This window comes from Brevibacterium sp. UCMA 11754 (genome assembly GCF_021532275.1).
In the GTDB taxonomy this organism is placed as follows: domain Bacteria; phylum Actinomycetota; class Actinomycetes; order Actinomycetales; family Brevibacteriaceae; genus Brevibacterium.
Map to the genome: position 1 here is coordinate 291,006 of NZ_JACBOT010000001.1, position 18,946 is coordinate 309,951.

General features: G+C 62.3%; 19 protein-coding genes and 1 pseudogene. 9 read left to right on the top strand and 11 right to left on the bottom strand.

Features of this window, described 5'->3' with window-relative positions:
* Nucleotides 1-19: 19 nt before the first annotated feature.
* Entirely contained in the window at nucleotides 20-505 is a 486-nt protein-coding gene (locus HX613_RS01330) for a DUF2000 family protein (protein WP_235343674.1), read from the bottom strand.
* Nucleotides 506-553: 48 nt separating this feature from the next.
* Between HX613_RS01330 and HX613_RS01335 the strand changes: the two are divergent.
* From HX613_RS01335 to HX613_RS01365, 7 genes and pseudogenes are all read left to right on the top strand, one after another.
* A pseudogene (locus tag HX613_RS01335) lies at nucleotides 554-898 on the top strand (AraC family ligand binding domain-containing protein); the annotation flags it as partial.
* A gap of 290 nt (nucleotides 899-1,188) precedes the next feature.
* Nucleotides 1,189-1,329, top strand: coding sequence for a helix-turn-helix domain-containing protein (locus HX613_RS01340; protein ID WP_235343675.1), 141 nt, complete (start codon nucleotides 1,189-1,191; stop codon nucleotides 1,327-1,329).
* A 748-nt stretch (nucleotides 1,330-2,077) separates the two neighbouring features.
* Complete coding sequence (locus tag HX613_RS01345) at nucleotides 2,078-3,400, top strand: MFS transporter (RefSeq protein ID WP_235343676.1); 1,323 nt, start codon at nucleotides 2,078-2,080, stop codon at nucleotides 3,398-3,400.
* A gap of 2 nt (nucleotides 3,401-3,402) precedes the next feature.
* Nucleotides 3,403-4,101, top strand: a complete 699-nt coding sequence (locus tag HX613_RS01350) for a GntR family transcriptional regulator (RefSeq protein ID WP_235343677.1) — start codon at nucleotides 3,403-3,405, stop codon at nucleotides 4,099-4,101.
* Between the two features lie 11 nt (nucleotides 4,102-4,112).
* Complete coding sequence (locus HX613_RS01355; RefSeq protein WP_235343679.1) at nucleotides 4,113-5,504, top strand: dihydroorotase; 1,392 nt, start codon at nucleotides 4,113-4,115, stop codon at nucleotides 5,502-5,504.
* Between the two features lie 15 nt (nucleotides 5,505-5,519).
* Entirely contained in the window at nucleotides 5,520-6,209 is a 690-nt protein-coding gene (locus HX613_RS01360; RefSeq protein WP_235343681.1) for an isochorismatase family protein, read from the top strand.
* Nucleotides 6,209-7,573, top strand: a complete 1,365-nt coding sequence (locus HX613_RS01365; protein ID WP_235343682.1) for an FAD-dependent oxidoreductase — start codon at nucleotides 6,209-6,211, stop codon at nucleotides 7,571-7,573. The genes HX613_RS01360 and HX613_RS01365 overlap by 1 nt, the downstream gene beginning before the upstream one ends.
* 109 nt (nucleotides 7,574-7,682) lie before the next feature.
* Here the strand turns inward: HX613_RS01365 and HX613_RS01370 are convergent, their stop codons facing one another.
* The 3 genes from HX613_RS01370 to HX613_RS01380 all read right to left on the bottom strand — a co-directional run bounded on the left by HX613_RS01370 (nucleotide 7,683) and on the right by HX613_RS01380 (nucleotide 10,625).
* Complete coding sequence (locus HX613_RS01370) at nucleotides 7,683-8,495, bottom strand: 2-keto-4-pentenoate hydratase (RefSeq protein WP_235343683.1); 813 nt, start codon at nucleotides 8,493-8,495, stop codon at nucleotides 7,683-7,685.
* Nucleotides 8,496-8,580: 85 nt separating this feature from the next.
* The gene (locus HX613_RS01375) at nucleotides 8,581-9,552 is read right to left on the bottom strand and encodes an NADP-dependent oxidoreductase (RefSeq protein ID WP_235343685.1); all 972 of its coding nucleotides are present in this window, start codon (nucleotides 9,550-9,552) and stop codon (nucleotides 8,581-8,583) included.
* 110 nt (nucleotides 9,553-9,662) lie between these two features.
* Nucleotides 9,663-10,625, bottom strand: coding sequence for a CPBP family intramembrane glutamic endopeptidase (locus HX613_RS01380; protein WP_235343686.1), 963 nt, complete (start codon nucleotides 10,623-10,625; stop codon nucleotides 9,663-9,665).
* 107 nt (nucleotides 10,626-10,732) lie between these two features.
* Between HX613_RS01380 and HX613_RS01385 the strand changes: the two genes are divergently transcribed.
* Nucleotides 10,733-11,332, top strand: coding sequence for a TetR/AcrR family transcriptional regulator (locus HX613_RS01385; protein WP_235343688.1), 600 nt, complete (start codon nucleotides 10,733-10,735; stop codon nucleotides 11,330-11,332).
* A gap of 53 nt (nucleotides 11,333-11,385) precedes the next feature.
* On the opposite strand, the gene HX613_RS01390 is transcribed toward HX613_RS01385, so the two are convergent.
* The 7 genes from HX613_RS01390 to HX613_RS01420 all read right to left on the bottom strand — a co-directional run bounded on the left by HX613_RS01390 (nucleotide 11,386) and on the right by HX613_RS01420 (nucleotide 17,766).
* Complete coding sequence (locus HX613_RS01390) at nucleotides 11,386-12,342, bottom strand: alpha/beta fold hydrolase (protein ID WP_235343690.1); 957 nt, start codon at nucleotides 12,340-12,342, stop codon at nucleotides 11,386-11,388.
* An 8-nt stretch (nucleotides 12,343-12,350) separates the two neighbouring features.
* A complete protein-coding gene (locus HX613_RS01395) occupies nucleotides 12,351-13,049 on the bottom strand; it encodes a TetR/AcrR family transcriptional regulator (protein ID WP_235343691.1) in 699 nt (232 codons plus the stop codon).
* Between the two features lie 52 nt (nucleotides 13,050-13,101).
* Nucleotides 13,102-14,127, bottom strand: coding sequence for a phosphotransferase family protein (locus tag HX613_RS01400; RefSeq protein WP_235343692.1), 1,026 nt, complete (start codon nucleotides 14,125-14,127; stop codon nucleotides 13,102-13,104).
* Complete coding sequence (locus tag HX613_RS01405; protein WP_235343694.1) at nucleotides 14,124-15,347, bottom strand: acyl-CoA dehydrogenase family protein; 1,224 nt, start codon at nucleotides 15,345-15,347, stop codon at nucleotides 14,124-14,126. Before HX613_RS01405 ends, HX613_RS01400 begins: the two co-directional genes overlap by 4 nt.
* Before the next feature lie 99 nt (nucleotides 15,348-15,446).
* Nucleotides 15,447-16,448 (bottom strand): NADPH:quinone oxidoreductase family protein, encoded by a 1,002-nt coding sequence (locus HX613_RS01410; protein ID WP_235343695.1) that lies wholly within the window; start codon nucleotides 16,446-16,448, stop codon nucleotides 15,447-15,449.
* A 29-nt stretch (nucleotides 16,449-16,477) separates the two neighbouring features.
* On the bottom strand, nucleotides 16,478-17,260 hold the full coding sequence (locus HX613_RS01415; RefSeq protein WP_235343696.1) for an SDR family oxidoreductase: 783 nt from the start codon (nucleotides 17,258-17,260) through the stop codon (nucleotides 16,478-16,480).
* Nucleotides 17,257-17,766 carry a MaoC family dehydratase gene (locus HX613_RS01420; RefSeq protein WP_235343697.1) on the bottom strand — a complete coding sequence of 170 codons (510 nt, stop codon included), beginning with the start codon at nucleotides 17,764-17,766 and terminating at the stop codon, nucleotides 17,257-17,259. The genes HX613_RS01415 and HX613_RS01420 overlap by 4 nt, the downstream gene beginning before the upstream one ends.
* Nucleotides 17,767-17,933: 167 nt before the next feature.
* Between HX613_RS01420 and HX613_RS01425 the strand changes: the two genes are divergently transcribed.
* A complete protein-coding gene (locus tag HX613_RS01425) occupies nucleotides 17,934-18,893 on the top strand; it encodes a phosphotriesterase family protein (protein WP_235343698.1) in 960 nt (319 codons plus the stop codon).
* Nucleotides 18,894-18,946 lie beyond the last annotated feature (53 nt).

Consider the following 18,946-nt stretch of genomic DNA (forward strand, 5'->3'; position numbering starts at 1 on the left):
GGGAACCTGCGGATTGAGATCACCCGTGCATCCGCGCGCCTTTCACCAACCGATCCACCGCATTCTTCGGCCCGCGCAGAGCAATGCCGACTAAGTTGAGATCATCGGCCGCGACCGCAGCCACAGCCTCACGGTTGGCGGCATCGTGGCCGGTCGAGAACAGTTCCTGCGTGTACACAGCCATCGGTATCCCGCGGCCCAGTGCCTTCGTCCGAGCCTTGGCCAGCACCTCGGCGCCGGCGGTCATGACGAGGACTGGCTGGCGCAGCATCGGAAGATAGTCGTTGCCGTCGGCATCTCGGTAGCTCTCCCCCACCAGGTTCGGTTCGCTGGTCGCGATGCCGGACATGAGGAACGCGGTGACGTTGAGCTCCTGCCAGGGCAGCAGATCATCGCGCAGGACCACGACGGCCTTCGTGTCGAAGCGGACCACCTCGGTGCCGGTTGCTCCGACCGTATCGGTGGTGCCTGCGACTGTCTCTGCTGTGTTCGTGTTTTCGTGCATGCTCTCACTCTTGTTCAATTCCCCAGGTGGGTCTTGTACGTTTGTGACATGGCTGATGTGATCCACGCGTGGCACCCGGATGTGCCCCTGGTGCAGGAGGTGCTCCACGCACAGTTCGAGCGTCATGCCTATCCGTCGCACACTCATGATTCATGGACGGTTCTGCTCGTCGATCAGGGCACCGTCACCTATGATCTGGACCGGCACGAGCACCAGACGACGAACTCGACGGTGACGCTGCTGCCGCCCCAGGTGCCCCACGATGGTCGCTCGGCGACTCCTGATGTCCCGTTTCGCAAGCGTGTGCTCTACCTCGAACCCGAATGGCTGCCCCTGGACGCCGTCGATGCCGCAGCGCAGACACCGATGCTCGTCGACCCGGGCGTCACCTCGACGGTCGGCCAGATCCATGCCGCGTTGAATGACCCGGCCGATGTCCTCGCAGCCGAGTGCGGAGTCCTTGCGCTGCGTGACCTCGTGCAGCCGCACCTGAAATCACCAGTCGACACGGCTTCTGACAAGCCACTTGCTCGTCGTCTGCGCTACCTGCTCGATGATCGCCTGGACGAGACCTTCACCATCGCCGAGGCGGCCGCTGACTTAGGTTCCCACCGCAGTCACCTGGTTCGGGTGTTCACCCAGACTTACGGGATCGCCCCGCACCAGTCGTCATCGGCCGTCGCGTGGACCGCGCACGCAGGCTTCTCCTGTCCGGATTCTCCCCCGCCGAGGCGGCCGCCCAGTCAGGCTTCCACGACCAGTCCCATCTCACCCGGCACTTCCGCCGGACCTTAGGAACGACCCCGGGTGTGTTCGCTGCGTGAACCTATGCACCGGCGCAGGAGCGCTTCATGCAACCTGAACGCGCCCACCAACTGTCACGTGCTCAAGCGCGATACTCCTAGTCGGGACACATACCCTCGGGGTGACGGGAGCCAAATCCACCCTCTGGGAGGATCTACTTGTTGCGGGTGAGATCGACATCGACCAGAGTGAGATCAGCAGTCGCGACATTCTCTACGACGTGACCTGGATTGCGAGTTTCCGGGATCGGAACGATCTGCTCCCCCTGAGCGAGAAGCCAGGAAAGAGAACTGTGCAACGGCGGCACCCTTCAACGTGGCGAGCTCAGTGAGCTCGCGAGTGGTGGCCTCGATGAACTCCTTCACGATACCGGCGACGTCTCCGACGGGGACATTGCTGTCCTGACAGTGCTGGTGGAACTCGTCGATCTAGTCCGGTCACAAACGGTTCAGCACGGACGCCAACTACCTCTCCGGAACAACCGCCACTTGTTGCCGTAACTCACGTCCCCGCTTTGTCGCCTGCAACCAGCAAGATTGCCTTCCACACAGGGCTTTCCTGCAGCAACTCCGGTGCGGCAACTACTTGATCCGCGAATCCTCATCAATCGAGTCGCCGGGGAAGTTCCCGACGGCGGCCGGGGCTCCTGAATCGACTCCGGCCGCATTAACCGCAGGATCTTATTGAACTGTCGACAGTTTACTGTGTACAGTGACGATGGAGGACTTTCCTCCACTTCACTCAAACCAATGTTGCAGAGAGATGAGCATGAGCACGAGCGCCAACGGTCAAACGGCCAGTTCGACTTCCCCCGAGAAGATCTCCCCAAAAGTTGTTATCGCAGGGGCGGTGGGATCAGTTATTGAGTATTTTGACTTCGGCGTCTACGGGTATGTCGCGACTATCCTCGCTGCCCACTTCTTTGCGAGCGGAGACACTGTCTCCAGTCTGCTCAATACCCTTCTCACCTTCGCGGTCGCGTTTGCGTTGCGACCGGTCGGGGCGCTCCTCTTCGGCCATTTCGGTGATCGCCTGGGTAGGAAGAATGCGCTGGCCGCCACCGTAATTCTCATGGCGGTCGCCAGCGGCCTGATCGGCGTGTTGCCGACCTATGCCGCCATCGGCCTCGGCGCTACGCTCCTCCTCGTTCTAGCTCGCTGCCTCCAAGGGCTTGCTGCCGGCGGCGAACTTGGCGGGGCCGCCTCCTATGTTTCGGAGAAGTCCCCCAACAGTCGCCGTGGCCTTTTCGCTGCGACCACGCAGATGGGCGCATTGGGCGGCTCGCTTCTCGCATCCTTGTGCATTCTTCTCCTCAACGTCACACTCGGCGAAGACTTCATGGCTGACTGGGGGTGGCGGATCCCGTTCCTCATCGCCATTCCGATCGGCTTGTTCGGGCTCTGGATCCGCAGCGGACTGGAAGAGTCTGAGGAATTTAAGCAGTTCAAACACGTCCGCGCGACCGCTGACACAAAACAGCGCCCTATCCGAGACCTTTTCGTCCAGTATCCGGGCAGGCTGGCCCAGGTGGTCGGTTTGTCGATTCTGCTGTTCTCTGCCTATTACATCTCATACGTCTATGTCAGCCTCCACATGCAGACATCGCTGGGGTTCTCAGCGAGCTTCGCTCAACTGTCGACGACGATCACCCTTATCGTCTCAGTCGCCCTCATGCCATGGTTCGGCCATATCTCGGATCGAGTCGGGCGCAAGCCAGTCTTCATCGGTGCCACGATCGCGGGCATCGTGTTGGCAGTGCCGGCTTTCCTGCTCTTCGAATCGGGCGGTATCGTCGCCATAATGAGCCAAGTGACCCTCGGACTGGTGGACTCGGCACTCATGGGTGTCGCAATGTCGACCTTCGCCGAAATGTTCCCCACCCGAGTCCGCTACACAGGTATCGCGTTCGGGTTCAGCGTCGGAGCTGCATTGGCCGGCGGCACATCGCCATACATTGCCACATGGCTTGTCGAAGTCACCGGCAATCCGCTATCCCCTGCCTTCTTCCTGATGGCAACGGGCGCTATCACTTTGATCGCAGCCCTCTTCCTCAGAGAAACCCAGGGAATCGACCTACAGGACGTGAAATAGACATGCCATCCAACTCCTCACGGACAATCAGTCGCCCATCGATTCCTTCCCAAGCCGAAGAGATCCTGCGTGGAATGATCATCGATGGAACGCTCGGCCCCGGCGAGCGTCTGAACGAAGTGGCGCTCGCCGAGTCGATCGGAATCAGCAGAGGTCCACTGCGGGAAGCTATCAAAAGGCTCTCCGGACAGGGCTATCTCAAGATGGAAACCCATCGCGGCTCCTTCGTCAGAAGCTATGAGCCGCAAGAAATCATCGACCTCTACGAACTACGCGCAGCGTTGGAACTCTACGCAGTGCGTCTGGCGGTTGAGCGCGCCAGTGACAACGCCCTCGAAGTGCTTGACGATCGCCTGGTCGACGAGCAGGATAGGGTCCGGCGTCATGCCGAAAGCGCTGATGAGGAGCCCTACGCCTCGGAATTGGACTTCCACCAGCAGCTCGTCGCACTCGGCGGCAATCATGCGATCAGTGAACAGCTCTCTGACGCCAATCACAGGCTCTTCCTCGCCCTGCGCCCGACTCACCGCACGGAGATACGAAAAGGGCATGCCGTGGCCTCCCACCGGGACGTGCTTGAACACGTACGAGCGCGAGAGGCCGATGCCGCAGTCGCGCTGCTGAGCACTCACCTGACGGACTCGATGAGCAACAGCCTCCACGTGCTGGGCCTGTCGGACTCGGACGCAGAAGATCTATGAAAGGACACCCCATGAGCGAGAGCTACGACCTGAGAATCACCGGTGGAAACGTCTTCCTCGGAGGACAGGGGGTCTCCGAGGTCGATCTTCTCGTCCGCGACGGCCGGATCGCAGCGATTATCGACCGCCACGAGGCGACCACTTCCGCTGAGACAGTAGACGTGGCCGGAAAGCTAGTTCTCCCCGGCGCGATCGACCCGCATGTGCACCTTGGCAAAGACATCCGGGTTCCACGCGATCCCGACGATGCCGAACGCGAGACTGCGTCAGCTGTATCGGGCGGAATCACGACGATGCTCATCTACCTCATGAGCTCGGAATCTTACGTCGGCGAATTGGAGTCCGCACGCGCCGCTATGGATTCGAACTCACACAGCAACTACGGCTTTCACTTCGTACTCGGAACCCCCGAACACCTGGAGGAGTTCGAGAGCTACGTCGACCTCGGCGTCTCATCGTTCAAGTTCTTCATGAACTTCCGCGGCGACGAAGGCAAGTACCTCGGGCTTCCGGGCAACGACGACTCATTCATGTACGAAATCCTCCGAAAGAGTGCGGAACACGGGGCGATGATCAACCCGCACCCCGAGAACATCGAATTGGTGCGGATGTTCCGCGATGCCGATCGCGACAACTCGCTGTCCGCACTCGAAGCGTGGAACGCCGCCCGTCCCCCGTTTGTGGAGGCCGACGCGGCACAGCGCGTCGCCTATCTGGCCAGCGTCACAGGCGCTTCGGTCTACTGCGTTCACACGAGCAGCAAAGAAGCGGTCGAGGCGCTCGTCCGACAGCAGGAGGCCTACCCGAACATCTTTATCGAAACGTGCACGCAGTACCTGACCCTCGACACCACCTCGAAGGCGGACGTGTATGCGAAGGTGAATCCCCCGATTCGCCCGCGCGAGGACGTCGAGTTCCTGTGGGAAGCGATGAAGGCAGGGCAGATCGACTCAGTCGGATCTGACCACAATGCACGCCACCGCACGAATAAGGAAAAGGACATCTGGAGCGCCTCCGCCGGGTTCCCAGGGACAGGCGGCGTGCTGCCGCTCACCCTTTCCGAGGGCCTGTTTAGGGGCATCGGTCTCGATACGATCGTGGACGCGGTGAGCACACGTGCTGCAAAGCTCTTCGGCATGTATCCGCAGAAGGGAACGATTGCGGTGGGCTCTGACGCCGACCTCGTCGTCCTGGATATGGAATCGCCGTCGACGATTCGTGCCGCCACTCAGCATTCTGCTGCTGAATACACCCCGTGGGAAGGAACCGAGCTGCCAGTGTCGATCGTCCACACGATCGTCGGAGGAAAGTTCGCCCTTCGCGACGGCGTACTCACGGACAACCGCGAAGGCCACTACATTCATCGAGCCCGAAGCGGTGCTGCTGCTTTGGGACAACTGTAAGAGTAGGAGGAGCGTATGGCACGCTTCAGTTCTGACTTTATTGATCGCGACACGATGGAGCGCTACGACGCGGCCGGATTCGGTCGCCCCGTCGGCATGGGCAGCAAACCGGCTTTGCTGATCATCGACGTGCAGTATCGCACCACCGGCACAACCCCGCAGCCTTTCGACAAGGCCATCGAGGAGTTTCCGACCAGCGTCGGCAAGGTCGCGTGGCAGGCCGTGGACAAGATCGCCGAGCTTCTCGAGGTCTTCCGGGCCAACCAGTGGCCCGTCCTCTACCCACACGTGGCTCCGAAGACCAGCTTTGATCAGGGTGCGCTCGGTGCCAAGGTGCCCGCGATCATGAATATCGCCAGCCATGGATACCATTTTGTCGAAGAAATCGCACCGCGTGAGGGCGATATTCTTCTGCCGAAGAAGCACCCGAGCGCGTTCTTCGGGACCCCGCTCGCGTCTTACCTCATTCAGACGGGTGCAGACTCGCTCGTCGTCGTCGGATGCTCGACCTCGGGGTGTGTGCGGTCCACCGTGATCGACGCGTTCTCATATAACTATAAAGTCAGCGTTCCCAACGACGCAGTCTACGACCGCAGCCAGGTTATTCACGACGTGAGTCTCTTCGATCTGGACCAAAAATACGCCGACGTGAACACTACCGAAAACATCATTCAGACACTCGGACAGATCAAGGAGGCTCGTTGATGGAACGCGATGTTGATGTCATCGTTGTCGGCGCAGGTGGATGTGGGCTCACTGCCGCCATCGCCGCCGCAGAGTCGGGCGCCAGCGTTGCACTGCTTGAGAAAGAGGAACGGGCCGGCGGAAACACTTGGCTGAGCACTGGCTCAGTACCGGCAGCAAACTCCCGTTTCCAGCGCGAAGCCGGAGTCGAGGACAGCCCCGAGATCATGGCGGCAGACCTCCTGCGCAAGAGCGGGCCGCACGACGCGGAAGCCACCACAAGACTTCTTGCGCAGGAATCAGCTTCATTGGTTGAATGGCTCGTGGATGAGCACCAGGTCGATCTGCGATTGATCACCGACTACAAACACGTCGGCCACAGCATTACTCGGCTTCATGCGCCAGCCGCACGCAAGGGCGAGTATTTGGTGAAAGATCTAGTGATTGCCGCAGAACGCCTTGGTGTCGATGTCATCACCGGGAATCCCGTCGCTGGCCTTCTCGTTGAGGACGGCGCAGTTATGGGCGTTCGTGTTGCAGGTGAACGCATCGAGGAATATGAGATTCGTGCAGGCGCTGTTGTTTTGGCGGCCAACGGATTCGGCGGCAACCGAGAAATGCTGCGCACATGGATCCCCGAGATCGCGGATGCCGAATACTTCGGTGCTCACGGCTCCACTGGCGAGGCCGTCACCTGGGCGGAAAAGTTGGGGGCATCTCTCGGCAATATGAATGCCTACCAGGGTTATGCGGCCGTCGCATACCCACACGGTTCGATCGTGTCGTGGACTACCGTGGAGATGGGCGCATGTGTCCTCTCCCCTGCGGGCGAGCGGATGGGAGATGAGTCAGTTGGCTACTCTGCCTTCGCACCTGCGGTCTCAGCAGTCGCCAGTGAGTCGTGGGTCGTTCTCGATCAGCGTATCTGTGACTATGTACGAGGCAACGAGGAAGAGTTTGCGGACCTCGTGGATCTCGGTGGGATCACTGCAGCAACAGACGCTGCAGCTGTGGCAGACATCATCGGCGCAGAGACTGCGACCGTAGAGGCCACGCTCCACGAGTACGCCCAGGTCGCGCAGGGTGAGAAATCCGACCCATTCGGACGCTCAGAGTTCGGGTTCGGGCCACTCGTCGCCCCATATTGTGTCGTTCGGTCAGTACCAGCACTGTTCCACACTCAAGGTGGGGTCGCTGTCACCGACACCGCCGCAGTCTCACGTCCAGATGGCACAACCGTTCCAGGGCTGTTCGCCGGCGGGGGCGTGGCAGCTGGAATCTCAGGCAGAGATGGAGCAAGCGGCTACTCCTCAGGCAACGGCCTTCTCACGGCAATCGGCTACGGCCGCATTGCCGGTCTCAACGCGGCTGCAGCAGCCAAGTAGTCACGAAGAGGGGCTCGGCACTCAAGTCGGGGCCGAGCCCCGCTCCTGACGAGGTTGGGATTCTCGTGCATCACGAGTTTCCCGGCCCGAAACCCACCGACGAACAAGCTCAGTCCACGAATGTGCAGGTGACGACACCCAAGTCGTCAAACCTCGCAGACAGCGAATCGCCTGGTTCCACCGGGATGGGTTCGCTGCAGGTGCCGGTGGTGATGAAGTCACCGGGGACAAGTCCGATGTCGATGGCTGAGAGCTCGTTGACCAACCACGTCAGTGCGGCAACAGGATCGCCGAGGACATTTTTTCCCACGCCCTCGCTGGTGCGATGGCCCGAGGGGCCGTCGACGTCTGCAGTCATCGACACCGCTGCCAGATCTGCTGGAGCCCAGGTGGTCTTCACCGCAGAGCCCAGCACGAATCGGTGGCCGCAGGCGTTGTCGGCGATCAGTTGCAGAGCGCCGGCGGCGGTGACGTCGGTGAAGCGAGTGCTGGGCAGTTCGATGCCGAAGTGCAGAGCAGTCACCGCTTCCAACACATCATCGAGCGTGTAGGGGTTTGTGCGCGGGGCAAGCGCGGAGCCGAGTACGAACTCGGGCTCTGCCAGACACATGGTATTTCCGTTCAGGGACACTGCGTCCCCGTCTGCATGGGCGCGGTCAGAAAGTACACGTCCGCCCAGAGGGCCGTCGACGTTGATGTGTCGTTGCCCGGCCTGACTCGTCGCCGCGATCTTCCACCCGACAGTGGGTTGGCCTTCCAGCTCGGCATAGCGAGTTTGCACCGCATAGGCTTCTGCCCGAGTTGCAGGCACCGCCTCTGCGGGGAGCGCATCGATCACCGAGTTCCGCAGAAACGTCTGGCGCAGTGCAGTGGCACAGCGCTCGATCTTCTCCATCGAAGACATCGTGTTCACATTCGTCATGGAATCAGTGTGACATGACGCGATTCGCCAGCGCGCCTGCGACCGCCAAGCGGTCAGTCGCGCAGACAAGCCACCAACCAACCACTCACACGGTCACCGTCAGCACTGTCTTAGACAGGTGGCCGTCGTCCATCTGCCGATGAACCTCCACAACGTCCTCGAGCGGGGCCGTGGCCGGAGCAGGCACATGAAGCTCCCCGGTCTCGATGAGCTCAGCCACGTATTCGAGCGCAACATGATCCGGTTCGACGATGACGTTCGTCCAGCGGACACCCGCCTGTGCGGCAACCGCGTCGAGGCCCTGTTGCTGCCCCGAGGGTACTCCGACGACGATCCCGTCCGGTTTGGTCAGTGGAACTGCGCGGAGGGCGAACTCTCCCCCGATGAGGTCGATGACGATGTCGACATCACTGAGTCCTCCGGCACCGAGGTTGGGCTCGTCGAATTCCTCGCTCACATAGTCGATCACTCGGTCCACACCGAGAGACTCCAGATGTTTCAGTTTCTCCCCCGTTGCGTGACCGATGACAGTCGCGCCGAGCTTCTTCGCCATCTGCACGACATAGGTACCCACGGTGCCACCGCTGCCGAGGACGAGGACGCTCTGCCCGCTGCGCACATCCGCAGCTTCGTGCACGATCTGGTACGCCGTCGTGGCAGGCAGAGGGATCGACGCAGCAGTCGCGGAATCCAGAGAATCGGGAATGCGCACGAGGTGGCGAGACGGTGAGGTCACAAATTCGGCATACCCGTTGGCCGGGTACGGAAAACGGGGCATCCCGAAGACGCGATCACCTAGTGCGAAGCGATTCACCCCATTGCCCAGGGCGGAGACCTCGCCGGCGATATCCCATCCGACGGTGACGGGGAATGCGCCCATGAGCTTTGCCACTGAAGCTCCGCCACGAGTCTTTCCGTCGACCGGGTTGACTCCCACATGGCTGACGCGCACCTGGACCTCGGTGGGAATGGGTTCGGGGATCGGTGCGTCGTGGATCAGGGTGAGGACTTCCGGCCCGCCGAATTCGTTCTGGACTACCGCACGCATCTTGCTCATGTTTCCTCACGTCTGCTTCGCTCTGGCCTGCTGCAGTGACACATCGAGGGCAGAGGATGGGGTCAGACATTGAGCATATCCCGCACATCGGCATCACTGGAGTTGACGTCTCACTCCTCGTCTCCGCGTTGGAACTTATCACTTGGGGTGTAAGCGGGGCCCGAGTTGCGTGTCCACCACCAGATGATCGCCGTGATGACCACGATGACGAGGGCGGGAAGCAGCTGGTAAGGCGTTCCGACCCCGGCGGATCGGTCTCCGATGGCCGCTCCGAAGTCAATCCTCAGGTAGAAGGCTGCAATGAAGCTCAGGGTGTTGAGCAAGGCGTGGAGGACGATTGCGATCTCCAACCCACCCGTGCGCCAAGTAATGATGGACAAGCAGGTGAACAGAGTCAAGTACCAGGTGATGATGTACGGATCGGTGGATCCATGCATGGCGGTGAATGCCGCGCTGGTGACGACGATTCCGATGATCAACCCGAGGCGCCGGCTGTGCGTCCAGCCCCCGAGGATGCGGAAGACCAGTCCGCGGAAGCCGTATTCCTCACCCGCCGCCTGCAGCGGAGTCAGGAGGAAGGTGATGAGGAACATTGCGATGAGATCCGCGTGCGACCAGGGGACTTCTTCGACTGGTCCCAGAAATCCGATGGCGTTGACGATGAGCCACGCGGGACCGAACACCAGAAGCGATTTGCCGAGCAGGTCGAATCGGAACCGCAAGGACACGGAATGCAGCGATCCGGCTGGCACACCGTAGAGCCAGCGTTGGATGAGCATGCTCCACGGGATGAGAAGTGCGAGGCCGATCATGCTCCCGGCATGCCGGGCAGGCGTGTAGTCGGTTGGACTGTTTCCCAGCCCCGTGTCGATGACGGCGCTGAGCCAGTTGGTGGCGAGGGAGAAGAAGACCAGTCCTGCCAGCAGCAGCACGATCGCAAGGATGCCGCGTCCTATGCGCCGATGGCGGCCGGCGAGGACTCGGTGATACTCCACTCCGCTGGGAATTGCGGAGAAGTCCTTCGGCTTCCCCTCAGGGCTGAGAAGCCAGACAGGCCTACTTGACGTCGTCATGAGATTCCTTCCACGGTGACCACCGGAATGCCCGCTGGGGCAATACAGTGTATTGGTGACGTGATGGTCACTAGCGTAAACTACTAATACGGCGTAATGGAAGGGGGATGATGGAACTTCAGCCACCAGAGGGCATCGGCAGCAGAGACAAAATCCTGTGGGCTGCCGCGACGATGCTCGGAGAAGAGCCCGGAGCGATGATGAGCGTGCGGGCAGTTGCCAAGCGGGCAGGAGTGAGCACGGGGTCGCTCCAACACCACTTCCCCACCAAACGTGCGCTGATGGATGAGGTGATCGCTCGGGTGTATGACCTGATCATTCCCGCAGACGCAATGCACGACACCTCAATACCTGCACGGGAGAGACTCGTGGCATGCCTGCAACGACTTCTCGTATCGGCCGGAGCCGATCCGCGAGACGCGTGGCGTGAGACCTTCGACCGATACATCGCAAACGAGCCCTCCGAAGACGCCAGGGCACAGTACCTGGCCAGCGAACGAGAGCTTCACCGCCGCATCGAATACTGCCTGAATACCCTCGAAGACGAAGGCGCATTGCCGCCAGGTGACAACGCTCGACGAGCCCGCATCCTCTTCACCTTCATCAACGGACTCTCGATCGCACAAGCACTGCCGTCTGACGACACGCATCTGCCCACCGAAATCGACGCGCTGTATGCGGTCTCAGATTGGGTCTTATCGCAATGACTATTTGGCGTTGGCGGCGCGGACACCTTCGATCGGCACCTGCCTGCCTGCACCTATGAAGCCGAGTGCTCCCGCGCCAAAGCGATGGCCTCACTCGCGATCTCGCCGGGGTGCGATTCCGGGAGCCAATGGGATGCGCCTTCGAGGGGGACAAATCGGTATGGGCCTTCGACATACTCGGCGGTCAGCTCCGCAGTGGCGCGAGGGAAGGCAATGTCCTCACTGCCCCACACGAAGGTCGTCGGCACTGTGACTGGGGTGCTCGACAATCGAGCTCGGCCGTCCGCCGCCTGGTAGTACTTCAGCACCGAGTCCATTGCTCCAGGCTCGCTCAAGCGCGCTGCGTAGGAGGCCGCCATGTCATCGGGTACGTCACCGGCGTAGAGATCGATGAGTCGTTCTCCACCGTTGCGCAGCAGAGTGCGGGCAACTCCGTCCGGATGGTCCTGGATCGAGCGCATGTACTCCATGCGCTCGTACTGGTCCGGGTCCGCCTGCACCTGCTTGGCATGGGCGATCGGATGTGGAGTCGAGACGACGGTGTTCGTCAGCAGACGCTCTGGATGGTTCGCGGCGTAATGCCATGCGACCATCCCACCCCAGTCGTGGCCGACGAGGTGGAAGCGACCCAGTCCCACCGAGCGTGAGTTCTCGTCGAGATCCGCGACCAGATGGGGCATCGTGTACTCGTCAACAGATTCCGGGCGCGCTCCCGGCGAATATCCTCGCTGGTCATAGGCGACCACGCTCATCCCCTGCTCGAGGAGCAGCGCGGCTGTCTTCTCCCAGCAGGAGGCGTATTCTGGCCACCCGTGCAACAGCAGCGCATCTCCCAGCTGCGGATCCGGACGAGCAGGTGTCGCCTGGAAACCGGCGAACTCCCCGCCCGAGGTGCTCACCGTCAGCGCTCGAGCATTCGCAACGAACGGCAGTTCGAGCAGGCGAGCGGCCACCGAAGCGCTGTCGAATGGAGCGCCAGTGCTGGTGGCAGGTGTCGTTGACGATGTCACGGAGACTCCTAGGTCCGGCGGGAACCGTCGGCGGGGATGCCCAGAGCGTTGACCCACAGCTTCGTTGCGGTCTCAACCAGGAGGTCGTCCGAGCCCCAGTCCGGTTCGTCCAATGCGTATTTGTAGTAGGCCATGCGCCCGACCATCAGCGACAGTGCGCTTGCTGACATGACCGGGTCGAGACTCGGATCGGCGTAGCCCTCGGCCTGGAGCTTCTTCACCCATCGGCAGTTGCGTTCGGCGAAGGCCTTCCCCCGGTCCAACCGCAGGCGCCTGAACTTCGGGTCGATCGCTGCGACCTGCTCGAGCAGGAGCATGAGTTTGGCGTTGCGTTTGTAGGCGTCGACATAGGCCCGGTTGCCGGCCTCGAGTGACTCCACGACGGTGCGATCCGCGTGTTGTTCCTGCGGGGGCCCGGGGTGGAGCATGTCTTCTTGAGCCTCGTGCAGAACTGCGGCCAGAGCCTCTTCCTTGCTGTCGAAGTAGGTGTAGAAGGTGCCGGTGGAGCACCGGGCCTCCTTCGTGATGTCCGTCAGTCGCGAATCGATGTATCCATCGCGTTCGAAGACGGTGCGGGCGGCGGCCACCAGGGACGCGCGTGTGCGGACGCCTCGTGGGGTGGACGGGAGCTCGCGTGTCAGTGTGGGGTCGACCAGCGTGGGGACGTCCTCTCCCTGTTTCTCGCCCTGTTCTTCAGTCTTCGCCATGGTCAGCCCATCATACAATCCGGCGAGGCACCGACGACCGGCACCGAGGCGGTCATGAACCCAGTCCGTTCTCTCTGGCTACGTCCCACCCATGGTCGATCAGCGCTTGTATGTTCTCGGGTGTGACGGGGACTCCGGCGGCGTTCTCAGGGTTGTCGAGGACCCTGCGATAGACCCCCTCGGCGATGATGGCGACCTTCCACACTCCCAACACATGCCAGAATCCCAATGCCTGCCCATCGCGCCCCAAGGCGCGCAGATACTCTTTCGCCATCTCCGCCCGCGTGGGGAAGCCGTCCAGCGCAGAGGCGGCGAACATTCCGCCGGGCATCTCACCGGCCTGTGTCCAATACGCGAGTGCGCTGCCCATATCGGCCAGCGGATCTCCCAGGGTCGAGAGCTCCCAATCCAGGACGGCTCGGATGTCGCCCGTGCCCTCATCGATGATGACGTTGCGGATATGGAAGTCGCCATGGACCAGTGCGATCGCGTCAGGGTCCGGAACGGTGTCGCGGAGCAGCTCGGTCAGCGCGTCGAGGTCGGGTCTGGCCTGAGTTCTGCTCTCCTCCAGCTGTCGGCTCCACCGTTTGAGCTGCCTCGGCGCGTACGGCTTTGTCGACGCCAGATCGCCGAGCCCGACGGCGTCGATGTCGACCGCGTGGATCTTCGCCAGTGTCCGTGCCAGGTCGAGGCCGAGCCTGCGGCGCACCTCAGGGGTGAGCGACCGGGCGGTGTCCTCATCATCGACGACCGTGCCCTCGACATGGGCCATGAGAAAGACGGGGACGTCGGCAACGGCTAGATCCGTGCACACTCCGATGGTGTCGGGGACCGGCACTCCTGTTCCCTGCAGCGCGGACATGATCCGGTGTTCGCGGGTGACATCGTGGGCCGAGGCCAGCAGCCGCCCCAGCGGGGGCCGACGCGCGATCCATGACCCTCCGGCCTCGTCGTCGATGCGGTACGTGAGATTCGACTGCCCGTAGCCGACTCGAGTACCCGTCAGCGCACCGACGACGCTCTCCCCCGCCTCGCGCATCCAGGCGGCGAGCGCCCTCAGGTCGAGTTCGACACTCATCCGGCTTCCCGGGCCGTCTTCCGGTGGCGCAGTTCTCGCCGGGCGATCGAGCGCTTATGCACCTCGTCGGGCCCGTCAGCCAATCGCAGTGTGCGCAGGTGCGCGTAGAAGCCGGCCAGCGGGAAGTCATCCGTGACGCCGCCGCCGCCGTGAACCTGGATGGCCCGGTCGATGATCGTCAGCGCCATCTCGGGAGCCTTGACCTTGATGGCCGCGATCTCCGTCGCCGCTTCCCTGTTGCCAACGGTGTCCATCATCCAGGCTGCCTTGAGCACGAGGAGGCGGGTGGCTTCGATCTCAATGCGCGCCTCAGCGATCCAGTCCTGGATGTTGGCACGGTCGGCGACGGGCTGTCCGAAGGTGACTCTCTGCTGGGCTCGATCGATCATGAGTTCGAGTGAGCGTTCTGCCATGCCGATCGTGCGCATGCAGTGGTGGATGCGCCCGGGTCCCAGGCGGGCCTGGCTGATGGCGAACCCGTCGCCCTCGCCGGAGAGCAGCGCGGTCTTCGGCACCCGGACGTTTTCGAAGAGGATCTCTGCGTGTCCTTCCCGGTCCATGTATCCGAACACCGGCAGTCCGCGGACCACGGTGATGCCAGGGGTGTCCTTCGGCACGACGAGCATCGACTGCTGGCGGTGGGTCTCCGCGTTCGGGTCGGTCTTGCCCATCACGATGAAGACCTTGCAGTTGGCGTGCAGCGCGTTCGAGGCGAACCATTTCCGGCCGTTGAGGACGTAGTCGTCGCCGTCGGAGGTGATGCTCATTTCGATGTTCGTCGCATCGGAGCTGGCGACCTCGGGTTCTGTCATGCAGAAGGCGGAGGCGATCTCCCCGGCCAGCAGCGGTTTGAGCCATTTCTCCTTGTGCTCATCGGTGCCGAAGAGTGCGAGGACTTCCATATTCCCGGTGTCCGGTGCGTTGCAGTTGATGGCTTCGGGCGCGATCTCCGGGCTGCGGCCCGTGATCTCAGCGAGGTGTGCGTACTGCAGGTTCGTCAGTCCCGCACCCCACCCTTCGTAGGGCAGGAACAGGTTCCACAGTCCCTGCCCCTTCGCCTCCCGTTTGAGGTCGTCGAGGATCGGCGGGTGGAAGTTCGGGTCACCGGACTCCGCGCGCTGGCGGTGGTAGACGGGCTCGGCCGGGTAGACGTATTCGTCCATGAAGGCATTGAGTCTGGTCTGATAGTCAAGGGTGGTCTCATCGGGTGCGAAATCCATGGTTCCTGCTTTCTGGTGGGTTCGTATGAGTGGATCAGAATTCTCAAGGGCGCCGAGGTTGTGCGTGCGGGTGCTTGCCCATCGCGCGCAGGCGCAGGCTCAGGTGCCCGTCGCGGCTGTTGCGCTGCCATCGCCGTTGACGTCGAGGAGCACCTTGCCCCGCACGGAGCGGGAGTCGATAATCTCCAGTGCCTCACCAGCTCGATGCAAGGGCAGGACCGTGTGGATCGCGGGGTCGAGCTCCCCGGCAGACAGGTGAGGCCACAGGGACTCCCACTGCTGGGCCACCATCTTGGGCCGGCCCGCCAATGCCGCTCCCCAGCCCACGCCCGCGACGGAGATGTTGCCCAGCAGCAGCCGGTTGACCTTGACCTCGGGGATCTGGCCCGCGGTGAAGCCCAGGACCAGGAGCGTGCCGAAGGTCGTCAGGCACCGCAGTGAATCAGTGAAGCGATCGCCTCCCACCGGGTCTGCGACCAGGTCGACTCCGCGCGGGTAGATCTCTTTGACTTCCGTCTTGAAACCATCGGCGAAGACCACATGCTGAGCGCCGAGGTCGGCCACCATGTCCGCCTTCTCCTGGGTGGAGACGACGGCGACGACCTCTGCACCGTAGGCGAGTGCGACCTGAACCAGGGCACTGCCGAGTCCGCCGGCGGCCCCGTGGATGAGGACGCGCTGTCCCTTCTCGAGTCTCCCCCGCACCCGCAGAGCGAAGTCCGCCGTCAGCAGGTTCATCGGCATTCCCGCTCCAGACGCCAGTGACACTGACTCCGGCAGGGGCAGGACGCTCGCGGCGGGAACTGCCATGACCTCGGCGTAGGCGCCGGTGCCGGCAACGCCGACGACTCGGTCACCGACGGACAGGCCGGTGACATCCGCCCCCAGTTCGCGGACCGTTCCGGCCACCTCGGAGCCCATTGTGTAGGGCAGCGGCGGCTGCATCTGATATTGGCCGCGCGATTGCAGCAGTTCGGGGAATGTCACTCCTGCATAGGCGACGTCGACGAGCACCGTGCCTGGGTCGGCCGTGGGTGCCTCGACGTCTGCGAGCGCGAGCGAACTCGGCCCGTCGGTGGCGCTCAGCTGTACTGCCTTCATTATCTTCGTTCTTCCTTGTCCGTTGTGTCTCAGAATCCCGTCGAGGCGACGACACCGCCGTCGACGGCGATCGTCTCCCCGACCACATAGTCACCGGCGCGCGATGCCAGGTAGGCCGCGGCTCCGGCCATGTCCTCGGGGCGGCCGATTCTGCCTGCGGGGATGCGTGTCTGAACGTCGTCGCCGTGGTCGCGGGCGTCCTTGTTCATCCGTGAGGGGAATGCTCCGGGTGCGATCGCGCTGACGATCACGCCCTCGGGTGCGAGCTGTGCGGCCAGTCGCTTGGTCAGATGGATGACTCCGGCCTTGCTCGCGTGGTAGCTGTAGGTCTCGTTCGGGTTCGTCCTGATGCCGTCGATGGAGGCGATGTTGATGACCTTGGCCAGATGGTCCCCACCGGCGGCCGCCGAACGCAGCTCGGGTGTGAGTTTCTGGGTGAGGAAGAACAGGGCCTTGAGGTTGAGGTCCATGACCTTGTCCCAGCCGTGTTCCGGGAACTCGTCGAACGGTGCGCCCCAGGCGGCTCCGGCGTTGTTGACGAGGATGTCCAGGCTCGATTCGTGCTCACGCAGTCGGGACACGACGGATTCGAGTCCCTCCGGTGTCGAGATGTCCCCGGGGAGGGAGACGCAGGTGCCCTGCTGGGACAGCTCGGCGGCCGTCGCATCGCATTCTTCGGCCTTGCGAGCCGTGATGTAGACGCGCACGCCGAGCTGGACGAAGCCCTCTGCGATCATGCGACCGATTCCGCGCGAACCACCGGTGATGAGCGCGCAGCGTCCGTCGAGATCGAACAGTGTTGACATGTTCATGCTGATTCCTTTGCTCGGGCCGACGACTCGACATCGGCTCCGTGTTCGGTGAAGTACCCGATCGATTCGGCCACACAGACGGGTTTGCCGATCCCCTCGGCCTCGAAGACCTGTGTCGTCGTGATCTGGGCAGATCCGGGCTGACGTCGCTCCACCTCGGTGACGGTGGCATGCATGCGCACCCGCGAGCCCACCGGTCGCGGACTCGGGAAGCGCACCTTCCCATACCCGTAGTTGAGGCTGTGGGCGAAGCCGTCGAAGGCCATGAGCTCCTCCATGAAAGCCGGACCGAGCGAGAGGGTGAACAGGCCGTGGCCGATCGTTCCCGCGAACGGTCCCTTCGCCGCCCGCTCCTCGTCGACGTGGATCCACTGGTGGTCGTTCGTCAGGTCGGCGAAGGTGTTGATGTCGTCCTGGACGAGCACATGCCACCCGGTGGGGCCGAGTTCCTGACCGACGAGTGCCTCGAGGTCGGCGATCGAGGTGGGACGGATGGGAGTTGTCATTGTCTGCCTTTCGGTGGGCGCCGCACAGTGCAGGCGAAGGACCTCGAAGCCAAACTTGAAATTGACTTCATATTCGATAACGTAAGACTAGCCGCGTGAGCACCGTCACTTCAAGTGGCTGTGGTTTCCGCCGCACGGCCGCTCGACGAAAGCGAAGGAGCAGCACCATGACAGACGTGCACACTGTCACCGGCACCATCGACAGCAGCAGCCTCGGCAGGACCCTCGTCCATGAACACATATTCGTCCTCAGCGAGGAGATGCGGCAGAACTATGACACGACATGGGACGAGGATGAGAAGATCGCCGATGCCGTGGCCAAGCTCAATGACCTCAAGGGTGCGGGAATCGACACGATCTTCGACCCGACCGTCGTGGGCCTGGGCCGCTACATTCCTCGCGTCCAGAAGGTCGCCGAGCAGACCGACCTCAACATCGTCGTGGCCACCGGCCTCTACACGTTCAACGATCTGCCGCATCAGTTCGACCATCATGGCCCAGGACTGCTCATCGACGAACCGGAGCCGCTCGTCGGCCTGTTCGTCACTGATATCGAGAACGGGATCGCCGACACAGGGGTCAAAGCAGCCTTCCTCAAGTGCGCCATCGAAGAGCCCGGCCTCACCACTGGAGTCGAGCGCACGATGCGAGCCGTCGGCCAAGCGAGCGCGCAGACCGGTGCGCCCATCACGGTCCACACGAACCCAAGCACAGGATCAGGCCTGGTCGCGCAGAGAGTACTCAAGGAAGAGGGCGCGGACCTGACGAAAGTCGTGATCGGCCACTCCGGCGATTCGACCGATATCGACTACCTGATGAAGATCGCGGACAACGGATCCTTCCTGGGAATGGACCGCTTCGGAATCGATGCGTACCTTCCAACCGAGCAGCGCGTCGAAACGATCGTCGAACTCGTCAGGCGCGGATACGTCGACAAGATCACCCTTGCCCACGATGCATCGTGCTATATCGACTACTTCACGCAGGAGGAGAAGAAGGCGGTGCAGCCGAATTGGCATTTCCGCCACATCCCCGACGATGTTCTGCCGATGCTGTTGACGAAGGGAGTGTCCCAGGACGACATCGACACCATGCTCGTGAAGAATCCGAGACGATACTTCGACTGATTCCCGCTCGAACCACACGGGACAGTTCTCGAGGAGTTTTCAACGACGAAAGG